Here is an 18,937-nt window from a genome sequence, read left to right as displayed (position 1 = left end):
CTTAACAATAATAGCGAGTTCTGCTCCAATTTTCAAGGCTTTAAACTGAAAATCCTTATGATAAACGGTCTTTCTCACTTTTTCCTCCTTTCTAAAGCTTCGGCATCAAAAAACGACAAGTTTTTCAAAACAAGTCAAACGACGATATGTGGTATGATATGATATAGTGATAACAATTTTCATTTGGGAGGATTAAAGGAATGCAAGAAGATTCTAAGGTATATGACATTACCGTTATCGGGGGCGGCCCCGTTGGATTGTTTACTGCGTTTTACGGAGGCATGAGACAGGCAAGTGTGAAAATCATTGAAAGCCTTCCTCAGCTCGGCGGTCAACTATCCGCTCTTTACCCTGAAAAATATATTTATGATGTGGCTGGATTTCCAAAAATCCGCGCACAAGAATTAGTTGATAACTTAAAGGAACAAATGGATAAATTCGATCAAACCATTTGCTTAGAGCAGGCAGTTGAAACGGTTGAAAAGCAGGCAGATGGGATCTTTAAACTTGTGACAAATCAAGAGATTCATTATTCTAAAACAATTATCATCACAGCTGGTAACGGTGCATTCCAACCGAGAAAGCTTGAACTTGATTCAGCAGAATCATTTGAAGGAAGCAACCTGCATTACTTCATTAATGACTTGAACCAATTTGCCGGCAGACGTGTTGCCGTTCTTGGGGGCGGAGACTCTGCGGTGGACTGGGCACTTATGCTTGAACCAATCGCAAAAGAAGTATCCATTATTCACCGCCGCGATAAATTCCGCGCACATGAGCACAGTGTAGAAAACCTGCACAACTCGAAAGTCAATGTACTAACACCATATGTACCAACTGAGCTCATTGGTGAAGACCGCATTGAACAAATCGTGCTCGAAGAAGTCAAAGGCGACAAAAAACAAGTGCTTGATGTGGACGACGTGATCGTCAACTTCGGTTTTGTTTCCTCCCTTGGACCAATCAAACAATGGGGCCTTGAAATCGAAAAGAACTCCATCGTGGTGAAATCTACAATGGAAACAAACATTGAAGGCTTCTATGCGGCAGGAGACATCTGTACGTATGAAGGAAAAGTCAAATTGATTGCAAGCGGATTTGGTGAAGCACCAACTGCTGTCAACAATGCGAAAGCTTACATGGACCCGAAAGCCCGTGTACAGCCTCTCCATTCCACAAGCTTATTTGAAAACAAATAAGAACGGATCAAAAAAGGAGTTCCCACTCGCGGAACTCCTTTTTTCGTTTATTTAAAAACCCCAATATAGGCATTTGCCATTCCAAGTACCATTGCAGCAAGCAGCACCACAACAATCCCTGCCACAACCAAAATCACCCGATCCTTCACACGTTCCTTTTTCGGAAGCGGCTTCTCAATCCCGCAAGATGGACACGTTTTGGAACGATAAGGAATCAGTTCATGACAGTTCCTGCAATTGATTTGTTCACTCAAACCTCAGCAACCTCTTTTCTCACTACAGTTTATGTTTGGTTCTCATGATACTCTTTTCGAGTGGAAATAGCCAGTTGTTCGGGCCAGCTGTAACAAAATTGAGCGATTTGCGAAAAAAAACATAGCTCCTTGAATCCGCTGCTTCAAACAAGATCAACAATGATATAAATTTTTAAAAAGATGATTGACCCTAACGCAACGTCATATTTTATAGTGGATATCAAGAGAGGTGAATTGAAATGAAAGTAAAAGAAGTGGCTGAATTATTTGGTATTAGCATTCGTACACTTCATCATTACGACAAGATTGGTTTATTGACTCCAAGTGAAGTCACAGATAATCGTTATCGGCTCTATTCAGAAGAAAACCTTGAAACATTGCAGCAAATATTATTTTTCAGGGAACTTGGATTTCCATTGAAGGAAATCCAAAAGATGATGCACAATCCTTCATTTAATAAGAAAGAAGCATTTATGCTACAAAGAAAAATGTTAGTAGAGAAACGAAATAATCTCGATAAAATGATCGGAAATATTGATAAGACGCTACAGCATTTAACGGGAGAAACTCAATACACCTATAAAGAAAGGTTTGAGAATATGAATATGAATTTTAGCCAATATGAAGAAGAAGCTCGTCACCGTTGGGGAAATCAAGCTGTTGATGAAGTCAGCGCAAAACTAAATCATTTGTCTAAAGATGAACAAATTAAATTATCTGATAGCTGGGATAGCATATTGAATAAACTAGCCTCTCTTCGCAGCCAATCCCCTAAATCCAAAGAGGTGCAAATCGTCATCAAACAATGGTACGACTTTTTAAACGAAAACTTTCGTTATTACTCTCTTGATGCTTTTTACGGTTTAGGCCAACTCTATATTCAAGATGAACGTTTCACAAAGAATATAGATCGTTATGGTGAGGGCTTGGCATCATTTATGAGCGAAGCGATGAAAGTCTTTACTACTCTTCATAAAAGAGGGAACAGCTTTGAAAATGATGATTGAGAATACAATCGATTAATACGAAATGTTATTCTCAACGAAACACAACAAAGAACATTTTTTCCGACACACCATGATGAAACCTTTTGAAAAGATGTGGAAGATGAACAGAGGAAATACTAAGAAACTGCGAGCTTTTTTCTAATTAAATATCTTTATAAAGAGGACGTGCTGAGTGATTGAAGTCATGTCCTTTTTATGCATCTTCAAAAACAACACAAAAAACCTCCTCAAGAAAATGATTAATATGAGGAGGTCTTCATTATACAAATGGTTTTACAGAATGAATCGTTTTAACCCTTAACACTCTTCCGGCGTACCGGTATTCGTTGCTGTTCTGAACGAAGAACCGCACCCGCATGACGCGATGGCGTTTGGATTGTCAATCGTGAAACCGCCGCCCATGAGTGATTGTTTGAAATCTATGATGGTTCCATTCATGATGTCAAGGCTTTCGGAATCGACAAGGACATTGATGCCGTGCTGTTCGAACTGCGTGTCTTTCTCTGAGACTTCATGGTCAAAGCCCATGCCGTATGAGAGACCGCTGCAGCCGCCGCCTTTTACGCCCACTCGAAGGAACGCATTTTCTTCTTCATGTTCTTTCATCATATCTTTAATCTGCAGTGCAGCAGCTTCTGTAATGGTTACTGGTGTACTCATGATCATCCCTCCTTTTGACTGGATGTTTCTTTTCAATTATAAACGTGATGATGCCTTTTCTCAAATAAATGGTTTAGAGATAAAATGTGCCGTCACAAATCGTTTCAGCAGGTCCTGTCATGAGCACGTGGTCATTGTCTTTCCAACGAATGATGAGGTCTCCGCCTGCTAAATGAACGGTCATGTCTGTTTCTTTTTTTGCCTGACCATTCACAATTGTGGATACAGCCGCAGCACAGGCCCCAGTTCCGCAGGCCTGGGTAATTCCTGAACCTCTTTCCCACACGCGAAAATGAAGTTCTGTTTCACTGACAACTTCAACAAATTCTACATTGACGCCTTCAGGGAACATGTCGTGTTTTTCGATGATCGGCCCAAGTGTATGAAGCGGCGCTTTTTCAATGTCCTCTAAATAAAAAACGATGTGCGGGTTTCCCATCGAAACGGCCGTTCCATTTAATTTCGCAGTGCCAAAATCAAGCAGCTCATTAACCGTTGTGCTAGCCGGTTCACCAAGCATCGGCATTGCTTCTTTTTCAAAACGTGGTTTTCCCATATCTACTGTGACTAGCTGAACGTGACCATCCTGAGCGTGAACGGTCGCTTCAACGAGTCCTGACAATGTCTCAATCTGGAACGTTGTGTCCGTTACAATTTGATGCTCATACACATACTTTGCAACGCAGCGCAGCCCATTACCACAGTTTTTGCCCTCTGATCCATCATTGTTGAAAATGCGCATCTTCACAGGTGCAACATCTGATGGGCAAATCAGGATCATCCCGTCAGAACCGATTCCTGTATAAACAGAAGAAACGCGGATCGCTATCTCTGATAGCTGCTCTTCTGGAAGCTGTTCCTTCATCTGATTGACGTAAATATAATTATTTCCTAATCCGTGCATTTTCGTGAATTGAAATGATGTCATGAGCTTCCTCCAAAAATGTTGTTTCTTTTTAGTATAAAAGGAGTCGATTCAGGAGACAATCTTATCATCCCCCGTTTTTCATACATAGAAGCTCTTTGCTGCCATGGCAAAGGGCTTTTATTATGCATATGCCTCTTTTTCTCTCGTGTGATATTTCATATTGATGATATTTTATTAGCATAACATATTGGATGCGCTTTCTATTGATTCTCCTTAAAAATGGAAGATGAAAATGTGAAAAAAATGCACCTCATGACCCATGTGGTGCATTTAAAACATGTCGTTTTCCTCTATAAAAGCATAAATACGCTCGACTAGCTGCTCTGCATTTTCTCCTGAAACAAATTCTCCATTCACAAGTGCAAATGGGGAGTCCATACATTTGCCGCAATAGCTTAAACAGCCGTATTCCATTACGTCTAGGTTTGGGTCTTTTTCAAGCTTCTCTTTTGCTTCTTGAGACCCTTGTGCAAGATTACTTACACAAAATTCGATCAGTGGAAACACTGTGCTTCACCTCACATTGCCTTACCATCCTACCGAAATTCCTTGTATTAGTCAAAATATGAGCTTCGTCTGTATCGTTACGCCTATTCCTCTTAAAATGTTTTACTATTTGGGACTAACTGATGAATATGTAGGTTATTTTGAAACAATTATTGTGGTTTCACAGTAAATTCGATATAATTTTATTTGGTATTTTAACTTAAAGTTTTTTAGTATAAGTGTTTTTCAATGTCTACGGGGAAAAGGAGAATCGTCATGAAAAATTTAGTCTTGATCGGCGGAGGTTACGGGAATATGCGGGTTCTCCACCGCTTATTGCCAAATCAATTACCTGATGATGTCACTATCACATTAATTGATCGAAATCCTTACCACTGTTTAAAAACAGAATATTATGCACTTGCTGCTGGAACGATCTCTGATCATCACATTCGAGTATCTTTTCCAGAGCATCCGAAGCTGGATATTCAATACGGGGAAGTAGAAAAAATTGATATTGAAAACAAACAGATCTTATTCAGCGACCGTGAACCGATTCCGTATGATGATACGGTGATTGGACTCGGCTGTGAGGACAAGTATCATAATGTCCCTGGTGCGAAAGAACATACATACAGCATTCAAACCATTGATCAGTCAAGACATGCGTATAACAAATTAAACAATTTGAGCGCAGGTGCAACGGTTGGCATCGTCGGTGCTGGACTTAGCGGGGTAGAGCTGGCCAGTGAATTAAGAGAAAGCCGTGCTGATTTAAACATTATTCTTTTTGACCGCGGAGAGCTGATTCTATCAAGCTTCCCAAAAAGATTAAGTTTGTATGTGCAAAAGTGGTTTGAAGAAAATGACGTAAAGATTATTAACTGTGCCAATATTACAAAGGTTGAAGAAGGTCTTGTTTATAACCATGATGACGCGATTGAAGCTGATGTCATCGTGTGGACAGCAGGAATACAGCCAAGCAAAGTGGTACGAGAGATGGATGTTGAAAAAGACGCACAAGGCCGTGTCGTATTAACTCCTCATCACAATCTCCCAGGGGATGAGCATGTATATGTCGTAGGTGACTGCGCAAGTCTGCCGCATGCCCCAAGTGCACAGCTTGCTGAGGCGCAGGCAGAACAAATTGTCCAATCTCTGCAAAAACGCTGGAAAAATGAGCCGCTTCCTGAGGCTTATCCACAGTTTAAGCTAAAAGGTGTTTTAGGTTCATTAGGGAAAAAAGCCGGATTTGGCTTAGTGGCAGATCGTCCACTTGTTGGCAGGGTGCCAAGACTTCTGAAATCTGGACTGCTTTGGATGTACAAGCATCACAACGGCTAAAATTATGTGAATTTTTTCTCAAAGCTCCTTCGTGACGAGGGAGCTTTTTTCTATGAAACGGCATGTGCCGATGAGTTGGTCCATTTGATCGGAGCAAGGGCAAGAATGCAGTCTTTACGAAAGGTTCTCATCGTTTTCTTCGATAAACAATACGCTTGGATAAACTGATCCGTCTCACGGTGGACAATGATTTTTCTCTTCGTGCACTCTCCATTTTTCTTCATATAAATCATCTCAATCGGTATTTGCTGATGAAGAGATTGTTTCAGTAAATAATTCATGATGCTCACGCTCCTTTCATTTCATTATAAACGAACAAACGTTCTTTTTCAACCTAAAAAAGGAACGCTTGTTCGTTTATATTTCTCAAAAAAAGAACAGCTTATTCACTGCTCTCCCTGTACCCGTATTTCTCCATTTCTTGATAAATGTCTTTTAATTTCGGATTGCCCTCTCCAACGATTTGATCCTCTACTAAGACAAGCGGATAAAAGAATTCATCATCAAGAATTCGTTCAGACAATTCCTTTTGCTGTTCATTTTCTGGCGGGTGCTCAATATCAATATATGTGATGCGAAAAGGCTGATTCGGATATTTTCGTTTTAATGCTGCATCTAACCATTCAAACGTATCTTTTGAAGAAGGCAGATTCACGCAGCTAGCGCACAAGACATCTCTTCCATATACATAAAGATCGACGGTTTTGTTCATTTGACAAGCCCCCTATTCTAACTTCATTTTAGCTGAATTTTCTGGATGAAAAAAGTCAAAATCACTTTTTGTTTCAAGATGAGATTGTGCTATAATGAGAAGGAAACTTTGAATCCAATCAATAGATTTTTATCGTCCAGATGAATATAATGGTGATATGTTGTGAAAGGAGCGATTATATCTAATGACTGAAGTCGAAATGAAAGACCAAGTACAGGAAGTACTGGACAAACTTCGTCCATTTCTATTACGTGATGGTGGAGACTGTGAGCTTGTAGACATTGAAGATGGCATTGTGAAATTACGTCTTCTTGGTGCATGCGGCAGCTGCCCAAGTTCAACCATTACATTGAAAGCCGGTATTGAGCGCGCATTATTAGAAGAAGTGCCTGGCGTTGTAGAAGTTGAACAGGTTTTCTAATTCATATATGACATGAAAACGACCCAATTAGGGTCGTTTTTTTCATGATTGACAGAGGCTTTAGCCCTTTGTCTTCTTTTCAGCGTGATATGAAAACCCTTGAAGTCTAGGAAGGACGAGTACTGGCGCGGAGCGAATTTTCTATTCGTGAGCACCAGCACGCTGAACTGACACCGAATGCGAGAGTTTGTCAGCACGCTGAAGGGTCGTTTTTTATTAGGCTAGCTTTTCTCTAAACCATTCCTTTATAAAAGTCAGTCTTTGAATACGCTGCCCCGGGTGGCCGCTTCTGGATAAATCATGAGATGCCTTCGGGAATTTGACCAATCTTGTGTCTTTCCCAAGCTCCTTCAATGCCACAAAAAGCTGCTCTGCTTGATCAACTGGGCAGCGATAATCTTCATCACTGTGCAAGATGAGCAGCGGCGTGTTCATCTGCTTCACATATTTTAGTGGCGAACGATCCCATAGCTTATCGACAGAATCATAAATATCCCCATCAATCTGCCACCTTGTAAAGAAATAACCGATATCACTGATGCCATAAAAGCTAATCCAGTTTGAAATGGAACGCTGTGTGACAGCTGCACGGAAGCGGTCGGTTTGACCAACAATCCAGTTGGTCATAAAACCGCCATAGCTGCCGCCTGTCACGCCAAGCCTTGTTTCATCAAGGAAATCATAGGCTTTAAGCACATGATCAACAGCCTGCATGACATCGTCATAATCAACGTCACCATAGTTTCCTCTCACACGGTCAGTAAACATCTGTCCATACCCATGACTGCCATGCGGGTTGATATACACGATGGCGTAGCCTTCAGAAGCGAGCATTTGAAATTCATGAAAATACGTATAACCATACATGGCATGCGGTCCGCCATGAACCTCTAGAATGAGCGGATATTTCTTTCCCTCTTCCATCTTGGAAGGCTTCATAAACCAGCCATGCACCTCGTCTCCATCTTTTGACTGAAAAGAAAATGGTTCAGGTTCCGATACGATATGCTCCTTTAGAAAATCATGATGCTCGAATGTGATTTGCTTTAGTTCTGTCTCCCCTAATGTCATCTCATACAGCTCACTTGGAGAGACAGGTGAAAGCCGGCTGAGCAGCAATTTGGATTCATTTGGATGAAGGCTGAAATTGGTGATATGTTCCGCCTCTAGTCGAACAGGATAGGCTAAACCTTCAATAGAGAAATAATAAATCCCTGTACTGCCTTGATCAGAAACAAGCGCATAAAACCCTTGGCTGTCCTTTGTCCACTGCGGAAGCTGATAGACCTCTCCCATCACGCTATCTCCTGCCATACAGTTCCCAACATACATATCGAGCATTTCTGACAGTTGAACCGTATTTTCTTCCTTCAGATCATACAGCCATATTGATGGGAAGGTGGCATTTTGAAATTCGCGCTCATGTCCAATATACAAAAGACTCTCTCCATTTGGAGAAAAAGATACGGTGGAATAAGCGCCGTTTGCTTGTGTGATCTTTTTTGTCTGACCATCTTCTAATGACAGAAGACACACGTCACTTATGTAAGGTATCTGTGGATTTAATTGAATAAAGGCAAGCCATTTGCCGCAAGGAGAAATCGTATGATTCATATGATGAACCTGCTCGCTCGTGACAGGCTCTATCTCTCCTGAATCGATATCTACCTTCACGATCTGCGTGACACGCCCATCTAAAAAGCCTCTTCCATCTGCTTTATAGGTCAAATCATCATATACCGCTGGAGCAAAGTCATCTTGCTCTTCCTTTTTTTCATCACGAACAGATTCTGATTGTTTCAATGACACAGCCGCATAAAGAAAAGCACCATCTGGAGAAAAGTCAGGATGAGATACTCCGTAAGGAATCGTCGTTAAGGTTCGCACGCCGCCTCCTTCGCTCTTCATGAGCGCCAGCTGAGGGACTTCCTTTGGCTTTTGTAAAATAAAAGCAAGCTGCCTGCCGTCTTTTGACCAAACTGGCTGATGATGCTTTCCATCCTCAAATGTCCATTGTGCCAGCTCCTCTGTCTCTTCATCTCGAACCCATAAGTGGATGTTGTAATCGTCTTTTTTCTCATTCACAGTGACTTTTGTAAAGACTGCCTTTTGTCCATCTGGTGAATAAACCGGATGGGAAACAGAAACAATCTTTGTTAAATCTTCTGCCGTCATCAATTTCTTCATGAACGTATCTCCCCCTTTTATGCTTAAAAAATAGTTCGATCCTCTAAATAATAATCCCTGCTTCTTCCCATAAAAACAAGCATAAAAAAAGAACGTGCAGATTCACAGCACGTTCTTTACTTGATTAACAGGATGATGCTGCACGACAACCCCTTCTACTGGCACCGTCAGCAAATCGACTTCGCAATGCGGGAAGTTTTGGGCAAGCTGCTCTTTCAGCGCTTCTCCCTTCCCTTTTTCCACTAAGGTGAGGATCGTCGGTCCAGCACCGCTCAAAGCCGTTCCATACGCTCCTTTGAGCGAAGCGACATGCTCTACCTTCGACAGCTCTGGCACAAGCATTGTGCGGTAAGGCTGATGAAATAAATCCTTATTCATCATTTCTCCAACAAGCGGCCAGTTTTGCGTCATTAAGGCGGCTACAAGGACGTTGCTCACAGCACTCGCACTGACAGCATGTTTATAGGAGAAATCCTCTGGCAGGACATCACGGGCATCCTTTGTGAGCACTTCATAAAAAGGAATCACCACGACGACATCTACATCCACATGCTGCACTTTAACGGCATGTGTTTTGTCTTCTTCGTGGAGACCAATCAGTAAACCACCAAATAAAGAGGCACCCGCATTATCTGGATGACCTTCTACCTCACTTGCATAAAAGAGCTTCTGATCATCTGTCATGTTTAATTCAAGAAGCTGATTGGCGAGTTCAATGGCGGCCACGATGGCAGCAGCACTGCTGCCAAGCCCCCGTGCCAACGGAATGTCACTCCACACTTTGACATGAACAGGCGGGAGTGTTTTTCCAAAGTCATCTGCGACCTTTTTGGCTGTTTGATAAATCAGGTTGTCGGTGCCTGATGGAATCCCAGACACGACATCTGTTTCTGCTTCAAACAGCCAGCTATCATGGTCATAGACCGATAGCTTTAAATAGCGGCTGAGCGCCATTCCAACTGAATCAAAGCCTGGTCCTAAATTGGCAGTGCTTCCCGGTACTGTGATTGAAAAAAGCATGGAGGCTTCACTCATACGCGTGCGGCCTTTTCTAGGTGTTCAAGAATTTGATCTTCATCTGCATCGAGAGTGACCGGCTTGATTTGTGAAATATCAATAGCCGTATTTGGATCTTTCAGGCCGTTGCCTGTTAGTACCGCAACAACTTTACTGCCTGGCTTGATTTCTCCAGATTTCACCTGCTTTAACACACCCGCAATCGATGCACATGAACCCGGCTCTGCAAACACGCCTTCTTCACGTGCAATCAATTGATACGCATGAAGAATTTCTTCATCAGTCACTTCATCAATCTTTCCGTTTGATTCATCTGCGGCTGCCACAGCTTGTTTCCAGCTCGCTGGATTTCCGATACGGATAGCCGTTGCCACTGTTTCTGGCTGCTCAATCACTTCATTTCGAACGATTGCCGCTGCACCTTCTGCTTCAAAACCACGCATGACAGGCAGTCCAGTTCCTTTTTTCTCGTGATATTCCTTGAAGCCTTTCCAGTAGGCCGTGATGTTCCCGGCATTACCAACAGGAATCGCCAGTACGTCTGGGGCAGAGCCTAGCTGCTCACAGATTTCAAATGCTGCTGTCTTTTGTCCTTCAATTCGATAAGGATTGACCGAGTTAACAAGAGCAATCGGTGCTTTTTCACAGATGCTGCGGACGATTTTCAGTGCATCATCAAAGTTGCCGTCAATGGCAATGATCTCTGCTCCGTACATGACGGCCTGTGCAAGCTTACCGAAGGCAATTTTCCCGTCTGGAATGATGACAATACATTTCATATCCGCACGGGCTGCATAAGCCGCTGCTGCTGCAGAGGTATTCCCTGTTGAGGCGCACATGATTGTATCGTTGCCTTCTTCTTTAGCCTTTGCAACAGCCATGACCATTCCTCGATCCTTGAAAGAACCTGTTGGATTAACGCCTTCTGTTTTCACATGAAGCTCGATTCCCAGCTTTTCTGAAAGCTTGGCGAGATGGATCAGCGGTGTATTCCCTTCATTTAATGTTAGTTTAGGTGTAGATTCGTTTACTGGTAAGAATTCTTGAAATTCTTCAATGAGTCCATTCCATTTCATCAGCTTAAACCGTTCCCTTCTACTCGGTACGTGCTCTTCACTTGAACCACCACGTCGAGGTCGTTTAATTTTTGCAGGATATTTGAGAAATCTTCTTCTGAAGTCTGATGTGTAATGATCACAATTTCAGCCAGCTCATCATGTCCTTTCACAGGAAGCTGAAGGATCTTTTCAAAGCTGATCCCTCTTTCAGAAAAAATAGATGTAATGCGGGAGAATGCCCCGACTTGATCTCTAACATGAATTCTTAAAAATTGCTGAGCAAATATTTCTGATGAGGATTTGATCTTCTTCTCAAACTGCGGTGCGATAAATCCGCTTCCGTTCACGCCAAGGCGCATGTTTTTCATCACTGCCACTAAGTCTGATACAACAGCTGTTGCTGTCGGCAGACTTCCTGCTCCAGGTCCGTAAAACATCGTTTCTCCTACAGCACTTCCGTAGACATACACCGCATTAAATTCATTGTTGACGGATGATAATGGATGATGATCAGGAAGTAAGGTTGGCTGAACGCTGACCTCTACTTTCTCTCCGTCCCTCTGAGCAATGCCGATCAGCTTCATTGTATAGCCAAACCGCTTACTGAAATTAATATCCTCATCAGAGATATCAGAAATACCTTTCACCTTGACGTCCTCTAAATCTACATTCATGGAAAAGCCGAGTCTTGCAAGAATCGCCATTTTCCTTGCTGCATCCAGTCCTTCTACATCAGCTGTCGGGTCTGCTTCTGCAAAGCCTAGATCCTGTGCTTCTTTTAAGACATCCTCATATGCGCTTTTATCGACATTCATTTTCGTTAAAATAAAATTCGTTGTACCGTTCACAATCCCCATCATCTTAGTGATTCGGTCAGAGGCTAGGCCTTCCTCCAGTGTGCGCAGAATCGGAATTCCTCCGGCGACACTTGCTTCATAATAAAGATCACAGCTATTTTCTTTCGCTACATGTAAAAGCTCCGTACCGTAAAGCGCCATTAAATCTTTATTGGCTGTAATGACATGCTTCTTCTCATTTAACGCATCTATTAAATATTGTTTTGTCTCTTCAATGCCGCCCATCACTTCAATGATGACATCGACCTCTGGATCTCTAATCACATCGTATACTTCAGTTGTGAAGACCTCTCTTGCGACATCCACATCTCTTTTTTTATCGGGATTGCTCACAAGCACTTTTTGTATTAATACCGGACAGCCGATTTGGTGCATTAATTTATCCTGATGGTCTTGGATAATTTTTACGACACCGCTTCCCACTGTTCCTAATCCTAATAGCCCAACTCGAATTGCCTTCACCTGAAATTCCACCTTTCTCCGTAAATGTCCTCTCTAAAAAGACATTTGTTAACCTTACACAGACATTCAATGTACACACATTATAAAGGGGTATCCTCATTTTGACAAGGTAATAATATAAGAGATTGTCAGAATGAAACCGCTTAACAGCTATTTATATCAAGATTCTATATTTTCAAAATATTTTTGTTAGAAAAGCTCCCGAACACCGGGAAGCCTTATATTATAAACGAACCGGCGTTTTGGCTGGCTCGTCTTGTAAGACAAGCGCAATATTTTCAGCACATAAACGCATCATTGTTTTTCTTGTTTCGACACTAGCACTTCCAATATGAGGGAGGACTGTGACGTTAGGTAATGTCGTTAACGGATGAGACGGACTGACAGGTTCCTCTCTAAACACATCCAGACCAGCGCCGGCAATTTTTCCTGTCGTGACAGCCTCGTATAAAGCATCCTCATCCACAGTCTGTCCTCTTGATACGTTAATGAAATAAGCAGAGTTCTTCATCAGATCAAATGCTTTTTCATTAAACATGTCTTTCGTTTCAGGGGTTAACGGCGTCAGACAGACGATGAAATCAGACTGCTTGAGCAGTTCCTCAAAAGCCGCATAGGTCACGCCAAGCTGCGCTTCTGCCTCGGGTTTTCTTGAACGATTATGATAAAGGACATTCATATTAAAGCCATTGGCCCGCTTGGCTAGTGCTGTTCCAATGCTGCCCATTCCGACAATCCCGAGTGTTTTGTGATGAACATCAGCACCGGCAAGAAGAAGCGGCCCCCAGCCTGTCCAGTTTCCATCCTTAATCCAATCACTCGCCTCGACAATGCGTCTAGCTGACGCCATCAGAAGAGCAAAGGCTAAATCCGCCGTCGATTCTGTTAAGACGTCTGGTGTATGACATACGGTGATTCCATGCTTTTTGGCTGCTTCAAGATCAATATTGTCATAGCCAACAGCAAGGTTTGCAACCACCTTGATATTCGGAGCCTTTGATAAAAGCGGCTCATCTATTTGATCTGACAGCATGGTGAGAAGCGCATCCGCTTTAGCAGCTTGTGTTTCTAACTCTTCTCTTGGACACGGCTCATCCTCTCTTGGCCACATCTCAACATGAGCGACTTCTTTTAATGGTGTAAGTGATGCTTCATCCAGTTTTCTTGTGATATAGACGTAAGGTTTCGTCAAGAAGAACACTCCTTTTATCGATTTCTTTAAGCATAACGAAAAACGTCTCAAGAGAAAAGAGACGTTTCGTCTGTTCACTGAAACTTCAAATCAGTTGCAGGCTGAATCCAGCCAATAGCCGGAATGGGGCTCCCGCCGCTTCGCATGGCACTCATTTCTTGAAAGACCTTCAGAAAGTATTCATAACGATTGGCATCATTTAAGACGTAATCTAACCGCTCTTCATAATATGCTTTTTCATTTTCTCCCGACATGTAGTAGCCTTCCACAATTTCAAAATAATGAAGCGGGAACAGCAGGCGGCTGTATAACAAACGCTTTGAAAAGGAGGAAAGAGGTGTCACCTGTTCATATTGCTGAAGAAAGGAAAAGCCCTCTTCAATTAAATCTTCCTTATGCTGTACAAAGGTCTCTCTTAAGTATTCGGCAATATCACGGGTTGGATGATCAAAGACCCAATCCACAGGTAAACGAAGCGGCTGCTCATGCGGCCATGTCATACGTGAAAAGCGCTGATGACAGACAGTGCCTGAGTCGCCTTCTTTCGGTTCATCATCAAGCTCAGTATCGACTAAATATTGAATGGCATTCTCCGTTAATCCAAGATAATACGGAAACGATTCAATGAATTTTTGTTCAAACCGTTCCAGCGGTTTTTGATGCATTTGCTGCATCCAAAAGCCTTCGAGCTGATCTAATCGTTTTGCCCATAATTCCTTCCAGGCACCGACACGTTTTGTTTCGGATACTTCATATGGAAATCCTCTTCCTCTGACATGGAAGGATGCCAGCTCTGACGCTTGCTGAAACGAGCGGCTTGAGAGCGGAGGTGCTGCTTTTAATAAAGCATACTGCTCCTTCCCATGAGTAAAGGTGGGTTTCTCTTCATTTGTTAATTCAAACACAGCGACGTATGGGTCTCCAGCATTCAGTAAATACTGACTGATATGATACAACTCCGAGAGTTCTTCTTCTCGCAAATGAGACACAGGAACAATGAGGAAGAGAGCCTCCGCCGTTTGAAAGCTCTGATAACTGCCATATGGCGTAAATTGACGAACATCAATACCAAATGTGTGATAAATGGTTTCTTTCATGTTTTCACCTGCGTTCCTATGATCAATCTCTTATCATATCGTAGTCGCAGGTTGAGGGATTTATGAATACTATTTACTATCCGAAGCTTTTTACACGTTGTGGACAAAATACGAGGATTGGGTGAGGAATACATGCCGCATCATCATGAGATGAACGAAGTAGAAAAAACAGCAAGACGCCGTTTACAAGAACGAGGCGTAACCATTCAAGATATAGCAGACCTTGTCTACTTTTTACAGGAAAAATATCATCCTGGCTTAGACATGACAGAGTGCATCCACAATGTGGAGCGTGTCATCGCAAAACGTGAAGTCCAAAATGCGATTTTAACGGGCGTCGAATTAGACGTACTCGCCGAGCAAAAGAAGCTGACTGAGCCGCTTCAATCAATACTTGAAACGGACGAGAGCCTGTATGGCGTTGATGAAATTTTATCCTTTGCTATCGTCAATATTTATGGTTCGATCGGCTTTACGAATTACGGATATATCGATAAAGAAAAACCAGGAATTCTCGGGAAACTCAACGATAAATCCACGGGCGAATGCCACACCTTTTTAGATGACATTGTCGGCGCTATTGCTGCCGCCGCATCAAGCAGGCTGGCACATAGTGCAAGAAATGCGGAATAAAGAAAAAGAGGACGCGCGCGTAACGCTTGTCCTCTTTTTCTTTATGATAATCGCTCAATCCACTCGGATAATGAATCAATGACATAGGTTGGCTGCTTTTCGTACTTCTGAAGCAGCTCTTTTGTTGTCACACCTGTATGGACGAGTAATGTGTCCATTCCTGCATTCATTCCTGCCATAATATCCGTATCATAGTTATCCCCCACCATGAGCGTTTCAGACACATCTGTCCCAAGTACACGCATCGCTTGTTCCATAATAATGGATTCCGGCTTTCCGATAAATGTCGGCTGAACCGTTGTCGTCACGGTCAGTACAGATGTTAACGAGCCGTTCCCTGGCAAAAGCCCTCTTTCTGTTGGAATGGCAATATCCCCATTTGTTGAGACAAATTGTGCGCCTTGACGGATGGCAATCGCACCTACTGCTAATTTTTCATATGTAATGCCTCGATCAATTCCAACAACAACGAAATCTGCGTCTTCCTGACCAAACGTCAGCCCTTTTTCTTCAATGGCCTGCTTGATTCCTTCTTCACCGATCACGTAAACTGATGCATCTTTCTTTTGCTCAGCAATATAATTGGCCGTCGCCATACTTGTTGTAAAAACTTGTTCTTCTGTTGCTGGGATATCAAATGAAACGAGTTTTTCCGCTACCTGCTTTGGCGTACGTGATGAGTTATTCGTGACAAACAAGTAAGGGATGTTCAACTCATTTAACTTTTGAACAAATTGACCTGCTTCTTCGATCTTTTCTGTTCCTTTATACATTGTTCCGTCTAAATCAATTAAATAGCCTTTGTATTTCATGATGCTCACAACTCCAATGGTTTATTTAAACGCTGATACTGGGCCAAGCTCCTGTTCCAAGTAGGTACGGATGCGGCTTGGAAAGACCTCTAGCGCCTGCTCTACTTCGCTGATCACCTGCAATAAGTCATGATGATTTACTTCCTGATATTGCTGTACAAGTGTTTTGCGGGATGAGACAAGCTTTTTCAGCTGACTCCCTTCTCCTTCAGGTACAACCTTTTCATCAACAAGTATATCCATGATGTCATCATAGCTTCCTGGGTCACGCATAATAAAGCCATCAATCATGTCATTTCCGGTATCAAGAATACATTCGACGAGCAAATGAACAATTCGTTCCAGCGCTTTTTTCTCTAGAGGACTTGTCCATGTTTGATGACTCTGCATCAACTCATATTGCTCCTCGAAAAAACGTAATGTCTCTTCAATCTTTTTTCTGTCTACGAAATACATTATGACGCTCCCCTTTGCGTTATTTTCTAATTCGCTTTAAGACAAAATAGGCACAGCCAAAATTACAGTATTCATAAATGTATTCATCGAGTGTGCTGATTTTAGTATCAAATGTGGCCTTTTGGTTTTGGTCATCAAAGAACCCTTTCAGCCTGAGCTGATTATAGCCCCAGTCCCCCACAATATAATCATACTTATTTAAAATATCTGAGTACCTTGCTTTAAACGCTTCTTCATTAAAGCCGTCTTTGATATCTCTTACAAGATCAAAGGTAGCATTCTGAACGACGATCATCTTCTCACCTCTTTTTAAACGATCCATCTTTAATGATAATTCATTGGAAGAACTCCATCAATTGCTAAAGCATGTTTTTTCCGATTTAGCCGAAGCTAAAGGAAAAAGGAGGTCACATTTATGAAGAAACAACTGACAGCCGCGATTCTCCTCAGCATGCTTTTAGGCGGGTGCGGCTTTCAATCAGGTATGAACCGGCAAGTGGATGAAGATTCTTCAAGTAAAACCATCCGTCTGTCGGATCGTCATGAAGGAAATAATTCCAACATGCCAGAAGCAGACACAAACAAAGCAGGATATGTTCGTTATCAGCGCCAGCAAGTAACGGATCAGAAAGAAAGAACCCCTGCTTTAAATCGTGAGCATCTTGCCCACGTGATTACAAGTTTAACGGTGCAGCTGCCAAACATCAAAGATGCTGCGACACTTGTGACAGATGAGGATGCACTCATCGTGTATCGAACAGGAAACAAAAACCGTGATGAATCTGCCGATCAAGTAAAGAAAACGGCGGTTTCTGTTCTCCCTCGTTATTATCATGTATACGTCTCTGATAATCCAGAGCACTTTCAATCCATTGCCAATTTTTCACGTCTTCAAACCAATTCACGTGATTTTGACCAAATTTTAACCAAAACGATTCAGCAAATGAAGTATTCCCCTCAAGGCGGGAACATATCGAATCAAGAAGATGCAAATGGGATGACGAATTCCGACCGTACGATGAGAAGAAACGCCCCTTACGGCCAAAATTAATACGAGAAAAAACGCCAGAGGGCTCTGGCGTTTTCTTTGTTACGCTTGCGCCTGACGCTTTTTAGACGCTTCGTTTACTTGTTCATCTGCATGGTAGGAAGAGCGCACAAGCGGCCCAGCTTCACAGTGGCTAAAGCCTTTTGACATCGCAATTTCCTTCAGCTCTGCAAACTCATCCGGATGGTAGTATTTTTGAACTTTCAAATGCTTTTTCGAAGGCTGTAAGTACTGGCCAATCGCCATAATATCCACGTTATTGGCAAGAAGATCATCCATGACTTCAATGATTTCTTCCTTCGTTTCACCAAGTCCAATCATAATGCTTGATTTTGTTGGAATATCGGGCTGCATTTCTTTTGCACGACGCAAGAATTCTAATGAACGATCATATGTAGCACGCGCACGAACTCTTGGCGTTAATCTGCGAACTGTTTCAATGTTGTGATTTAAAATGTCAGGACGAGTGTCCATTAACGTCTTCAAGTTATCATAATTACCGCCCATGTCTGAAGGGAGAACTTCAATGGTCGTGAATGGGCTTTTTCTTCTAATCGCACGAACGGTTTCAGCGAACACACCTGCGCCGCCATCCTTTTGGTCATCCCTTGCAACCGCTGTTATAACAGCGTGCTTTAAGTTCATTAAGGCTACTGAATCTGCCACGCGTTCTGGCTCTTGCAGGTCAAGCTCAGTTGGAAGTCCAGTTTTCACCGCACAGAAACGGCATGCGCGCGTACAAACAGATCCTAGGATCATAAATGTAGCGGTTCTTCTCACTGCCCAGCATTCATGAATATTCGGACATTTTGCTTCCTCACAAACGGTATGCAGGTTGTTTTCCCGCATCATTTTCTTCAAACCGGTATAGTTTTCATTCGTATTCAGCTTAATTTTAAGCCAGTCCGGTTTTCTTACGTGCTCTTCCTTCTTTGCCAATTCCATCATCTCCATATGAATTCGTTAAAGGTGCATCTACAAAAATCTTCCTGCTATATACGATGGATGCAGCTAAGAAGCTGCAAAAAATTGAATCTTCGGCCTAAAGCCTTTTCTTTAGACACTTTAACATAGTACAGATTGAACAACAAGGGAATGAGCTGCAAA

General features: G+C 42.4%; 21 protein-coding genes and 1 pseudogene. 6 read left to right on the top strand and 16 right to left on the bottom strand.

Annotation, left to right across the window (positions count from 1 at the left end; translation table 11 throughout):
* Positions 1–200: 200 nt before the first annotated feature.
* Complete coding sequence (gene yumC / locus ASE42_RS04675; protein WP_024425964.1) at positions 201–1,199, top strand: ferredoxin--NADP reductase 2; 999 nt, start codon at positions 201–203, stop codon at positions 1,197–1,199.
* 47 nt (positions 1,200–1,246) lie between these two features.
* On the opposite strand, the gene ASE42_RS04670 is transcribed toward yumC, so the two are convergent.
* Positions 1,247–1,453: a hypothetical protein gene (locus ASE42_RS04670; protein ID WP_024423352.1), complete on the bottom strand. Its 207-nt coding sequence runs from the start codon at positions 1,451–1,453 to the stop codon at positions 1,247–1,249.
* Positions 1,454–1,692: 239 nt separating this feature from the next.
* Between ASE42_RS04670 and ASE42_RS04665 the strand changes: the two genes are divergently transcribed.
* The gene (locus ASE42_RS04665) at positions 1,693–2,460 is read left to right on the top strand and encodes a MerR family transcriptional regulator (protein WP_181950633.1); all 768 of its coding nucleotides are present in this window, start codon (positions 1,693–1,695) and stop codon (positions 2,458–2,460) included.
* A gap of 297 nt (positions 2,461–2,757) precedes the next feature.
* On the opposite strand, the gene ASE42_RS04660 is transcribed toward ASE42_RS04665, so the two are convergent.
* The 3 genes from ASE42_RS04660 to ASE42_RS04650 form a co-directional block, all read right to left on the bottom strand.
* Positions 2,758–3,120, bottom strand: coding sequence for a HesB/IscA family protein (locus tag ASE42_RS04660; RefSeq protein WP_024423354.1), 363 nt, complete (start codon positions 3,118–3,120; stop codon positions 2,758–2,760).
* A 73-nt stretch (positions 3,121–3,193) separates the two neighbouring features.
* Entirely contained in the window at positions 3,194–4,048 is an 855-nt protein-coding gene (gene dapF, locus ASE42_RS04655) for a diaminopimelate epimerase (RefSeq protein ID WP_024423355.1), read from the bottom strand.
* Positions 4,049–4,318: 270 nt separating this feature from the next.
* On the bottom strand, positions 4,319–4,555 hold the full coding sequence (locus ASE42_RS04650) for a YuzB family protein (protein WP_008346813.1): 237 nt from the start codon (positions 4,553–4,555) through the stop codon (positions 4,319–4,321).
* Between the two features lie 255 nt (positions 4,556–4,810).
* Between ASE42_RS04650 and ASE42_RS04645 the strand changes: the two genes are divergently transcribed.
* Complete coding sequence (locus ASE42_RS04645; protein WP_024423356.1) at positions 4,811–5,878, top strand: NAD(P)/FAD-dependent oxidoreductase; 1,068 nt, start codon at positions 4,811–4,813, stop codon at positions 5,876–5,878.
* Between the two features lie 50 nt (positions 5,879–5,928).
* Here the strand turns inward: ASE42_RS04645 and ASE42_RS04640 are convergent, their stop codons facing one another.
* Both ASE42_RS04640 and ASE42_RS04635 read right to left on the bottom strand, forming a co-directional pair.
* A complete protein-coding gene (locus tag ASE42_RS04640) occupies positions 5,929–6,159 on the bottom strand; it encodes a hypothetical protein (protein WP_025094166.1) in 231 nt (76 codons plus the stop codon).
* A 101-nt stretch (positions 6,160–6,260) separates the two neighbouring features.
* Positions 6,261–6,590, bottom strand: a complete 330-nt coding sequence (locus ASE42_RS04635) for a YuzD family protein (RefSeq protein ID WP_024423358.1) — start codon at positions 6,588–6,590, stop codon at positions 6,261–6,263.
* A gap of 112 nt (positions 6,591–6,702) precedes the next feature.
* Between ASE42_RS04635 and ASE42_RS04630 the strand changes: the two are divergent.
* Positions 6,703–7,011, top strand: a pseudogene (locus ASE42_RS04630) (NifU family protein).
* Between the two features lie 216 nt (positions 7,012–7,227).
* Here the strand turns inward: ASE42_RS04630 and ASE42_RS04625 are convergent.
* From ASE42_RS04625 to yutH, 6 genes are all read right to left on the bottom strand, one after another.
* Positions 7,228–9,198: an alpha/beta hydrolase family protein gene (locus ASE42_RS04625; RefSeq protein WP_056765877.1), complete on the bottom strand. Its 1,971-nt coding sequence runs from the start codon at positions 9,196–9,198 to the stop codon at positions 7,228–7,230.
* Positions 9,199–9,300: 102 nt separating this feature from the next.
* Positions 9,301–10,233, bottom strand: coding sequence for a homoserine kinase (gene thrB, locus ASE42_RS04620; RefSeq protein ID WP_024423360.1), 933 nt, complete (start codon positions 10,231–10,233; stop codon positions 9,301–9,303).
* Positions 10,230–11,291 carry a threonine synthase gene (gene thrC, locus ASE42_RS04615; RefSeq protein ID WP_024423361.1) on the bottom strand — a complete coding sequence of 354 codons (1,062 nt, stop codon included), beginning with the start codon at positions 11,289–11,291 and terminating at the stop codon, positions 10,230–10,232. The genes thrB and thrC overlap by 4 nt, the downstream gene beginning before the upstream one ends.
* Complete coding sequence (locus tag ASE42_RS04610; RefSeq protein ID WP_024423362.1) at positions 11,291–12,592, bottom strand: homoserine dehydrogenase; 1,302 nt, start codon at positions 12,590–12,592, stop codon at positions 11,291–11,293. The genes thrC and ASE42_RS04610 overlap by 1 nt, the downstream gene beginning before the upstream one ends.
* Positions 12,593–12,815: 223 nt before the next feature.
* Entirely contained in the window at positions 12,816–13,784 is a 969-nt protein-coding gene (locus tag ASE42_RS04605) for a 2-hydroxyacid dehydrogenase (protein ID WP_056765876.1), read from the bottom strand.
* A gap of 74 nt (positions 13,785–13,858) precedes the next feature.
* On the bottom strand, positions 13,859–14,881 hold the full coding sequence (gene yutH / locus ASE42_RS04600) for a spore coat putative kinase YutH (RefSeq protein ID WP_056765874.1): 1,023 nt from the start codon (positions 14,879–14,881) through the stop codon (positions 13,859–13,861).
* Between the two features lie 132 nt (positions 14,882–15,013).
* Here yutH and ASE42_RS04595 point away from each other — a divergent pair, with 132 nt between their 5' ends.
* Positions 15,014–15,514, top strand: a complete 501-nt coding sequence (locus ASE42_RS04595; protein ID WP_025094161.1) for a phosphatidylglycerophosphatase A — start codon at positions 15,014–15,016, stop codon at positions 15,512–15,514.
* Between the two features lie 41 nt (positions 15,515–15,555).
* Here the strand turns inward: ASE42_RS04595 and ASE42_RS04590 are convergent, their stop codons facing one another.
* Genes ASE42_RS04590 through ASE42_RS04580 form a run of 3 tightly spaced genes read right to left on the bottom strand, consistent with a single transcriptional unit; the run spans position 15,556 to position 17,077 of the window.
* Entirely contained in the window at positions 15,556–16,329 is a 774-nt protein-coding gene (locus ASE42_RS04590; protein ID WP_087978090.1) for a TIGR01457 family HAD-type hydrolase, read from the bottom strand.
* A gap of 18 nt (positions 16,330–16,347) precedes the next feature.
* Entirely contained in the window at positions 16,348–16,782 is a 435-nt protein-coding gene (locus ASE42_RS04585; RefSeq protein WP_024425977.1) for a DUF86 domain-containing protein, read from the bottom strand.
* 19 nt (positions 16,783–16,801) lie between these two features.
* Positions 16,802–17,077, bottom strand: coding sequence for a YutD family protein (locus ASE42_RS04580; RefSeq protein WP_024423368.1), 276 nt, complete (start codon positions 17,075–17,077; stop codon positions 16,802–16,804).
* A 120-nt stretch (positions 17,078–17,197) separates the two neighbouring features.
* Here ASE42_RS04580 and ASE42_RS04575 point away from each other — a divergent pair, with 120 nt between their 5' ends.
* Entirely contained in the window at positions 17,198–17,833 is a 636-nt protein-coding gene (locus ASE42_RS04575; RefSeq protein WP_056765872.1) for a YhcN/YlaJ family sporulation lipoprotein, read from the top strand.
* Positions 17,834–17,872: 39 nt separating this feature from the next.
* Here the strand turns inward: ASE42_RS04575 and lipA are convergent, their stop codons facing one another.
* Positions 17,873–18,769: a lipoyl synthase gene (gene lipA, locus ASE42_RS04570; RefSeq protein WP_008360456.1), complete on the bottom strand. Its 897-nt coding sequence runs from the start codon at positions 18,767–18,769 to the stop codon at positions 17,873–17,875.
* Positions 18,770–18,937 lie beyond the last annotated feature (168 nt).

Source organism: Bacillus sp. Root920 (assembly GCF_001429445.1).
Classification (GTDB): Bacteria; Bacillota; Bacilli; order Bacillales; family Bacillaceae; genus Bacillus; species Bacillus safensis.
Note: the sequence above shows the minus strand (reverse complement) of the source record. Positions and strands in the feature narration are given on the sequence as shown.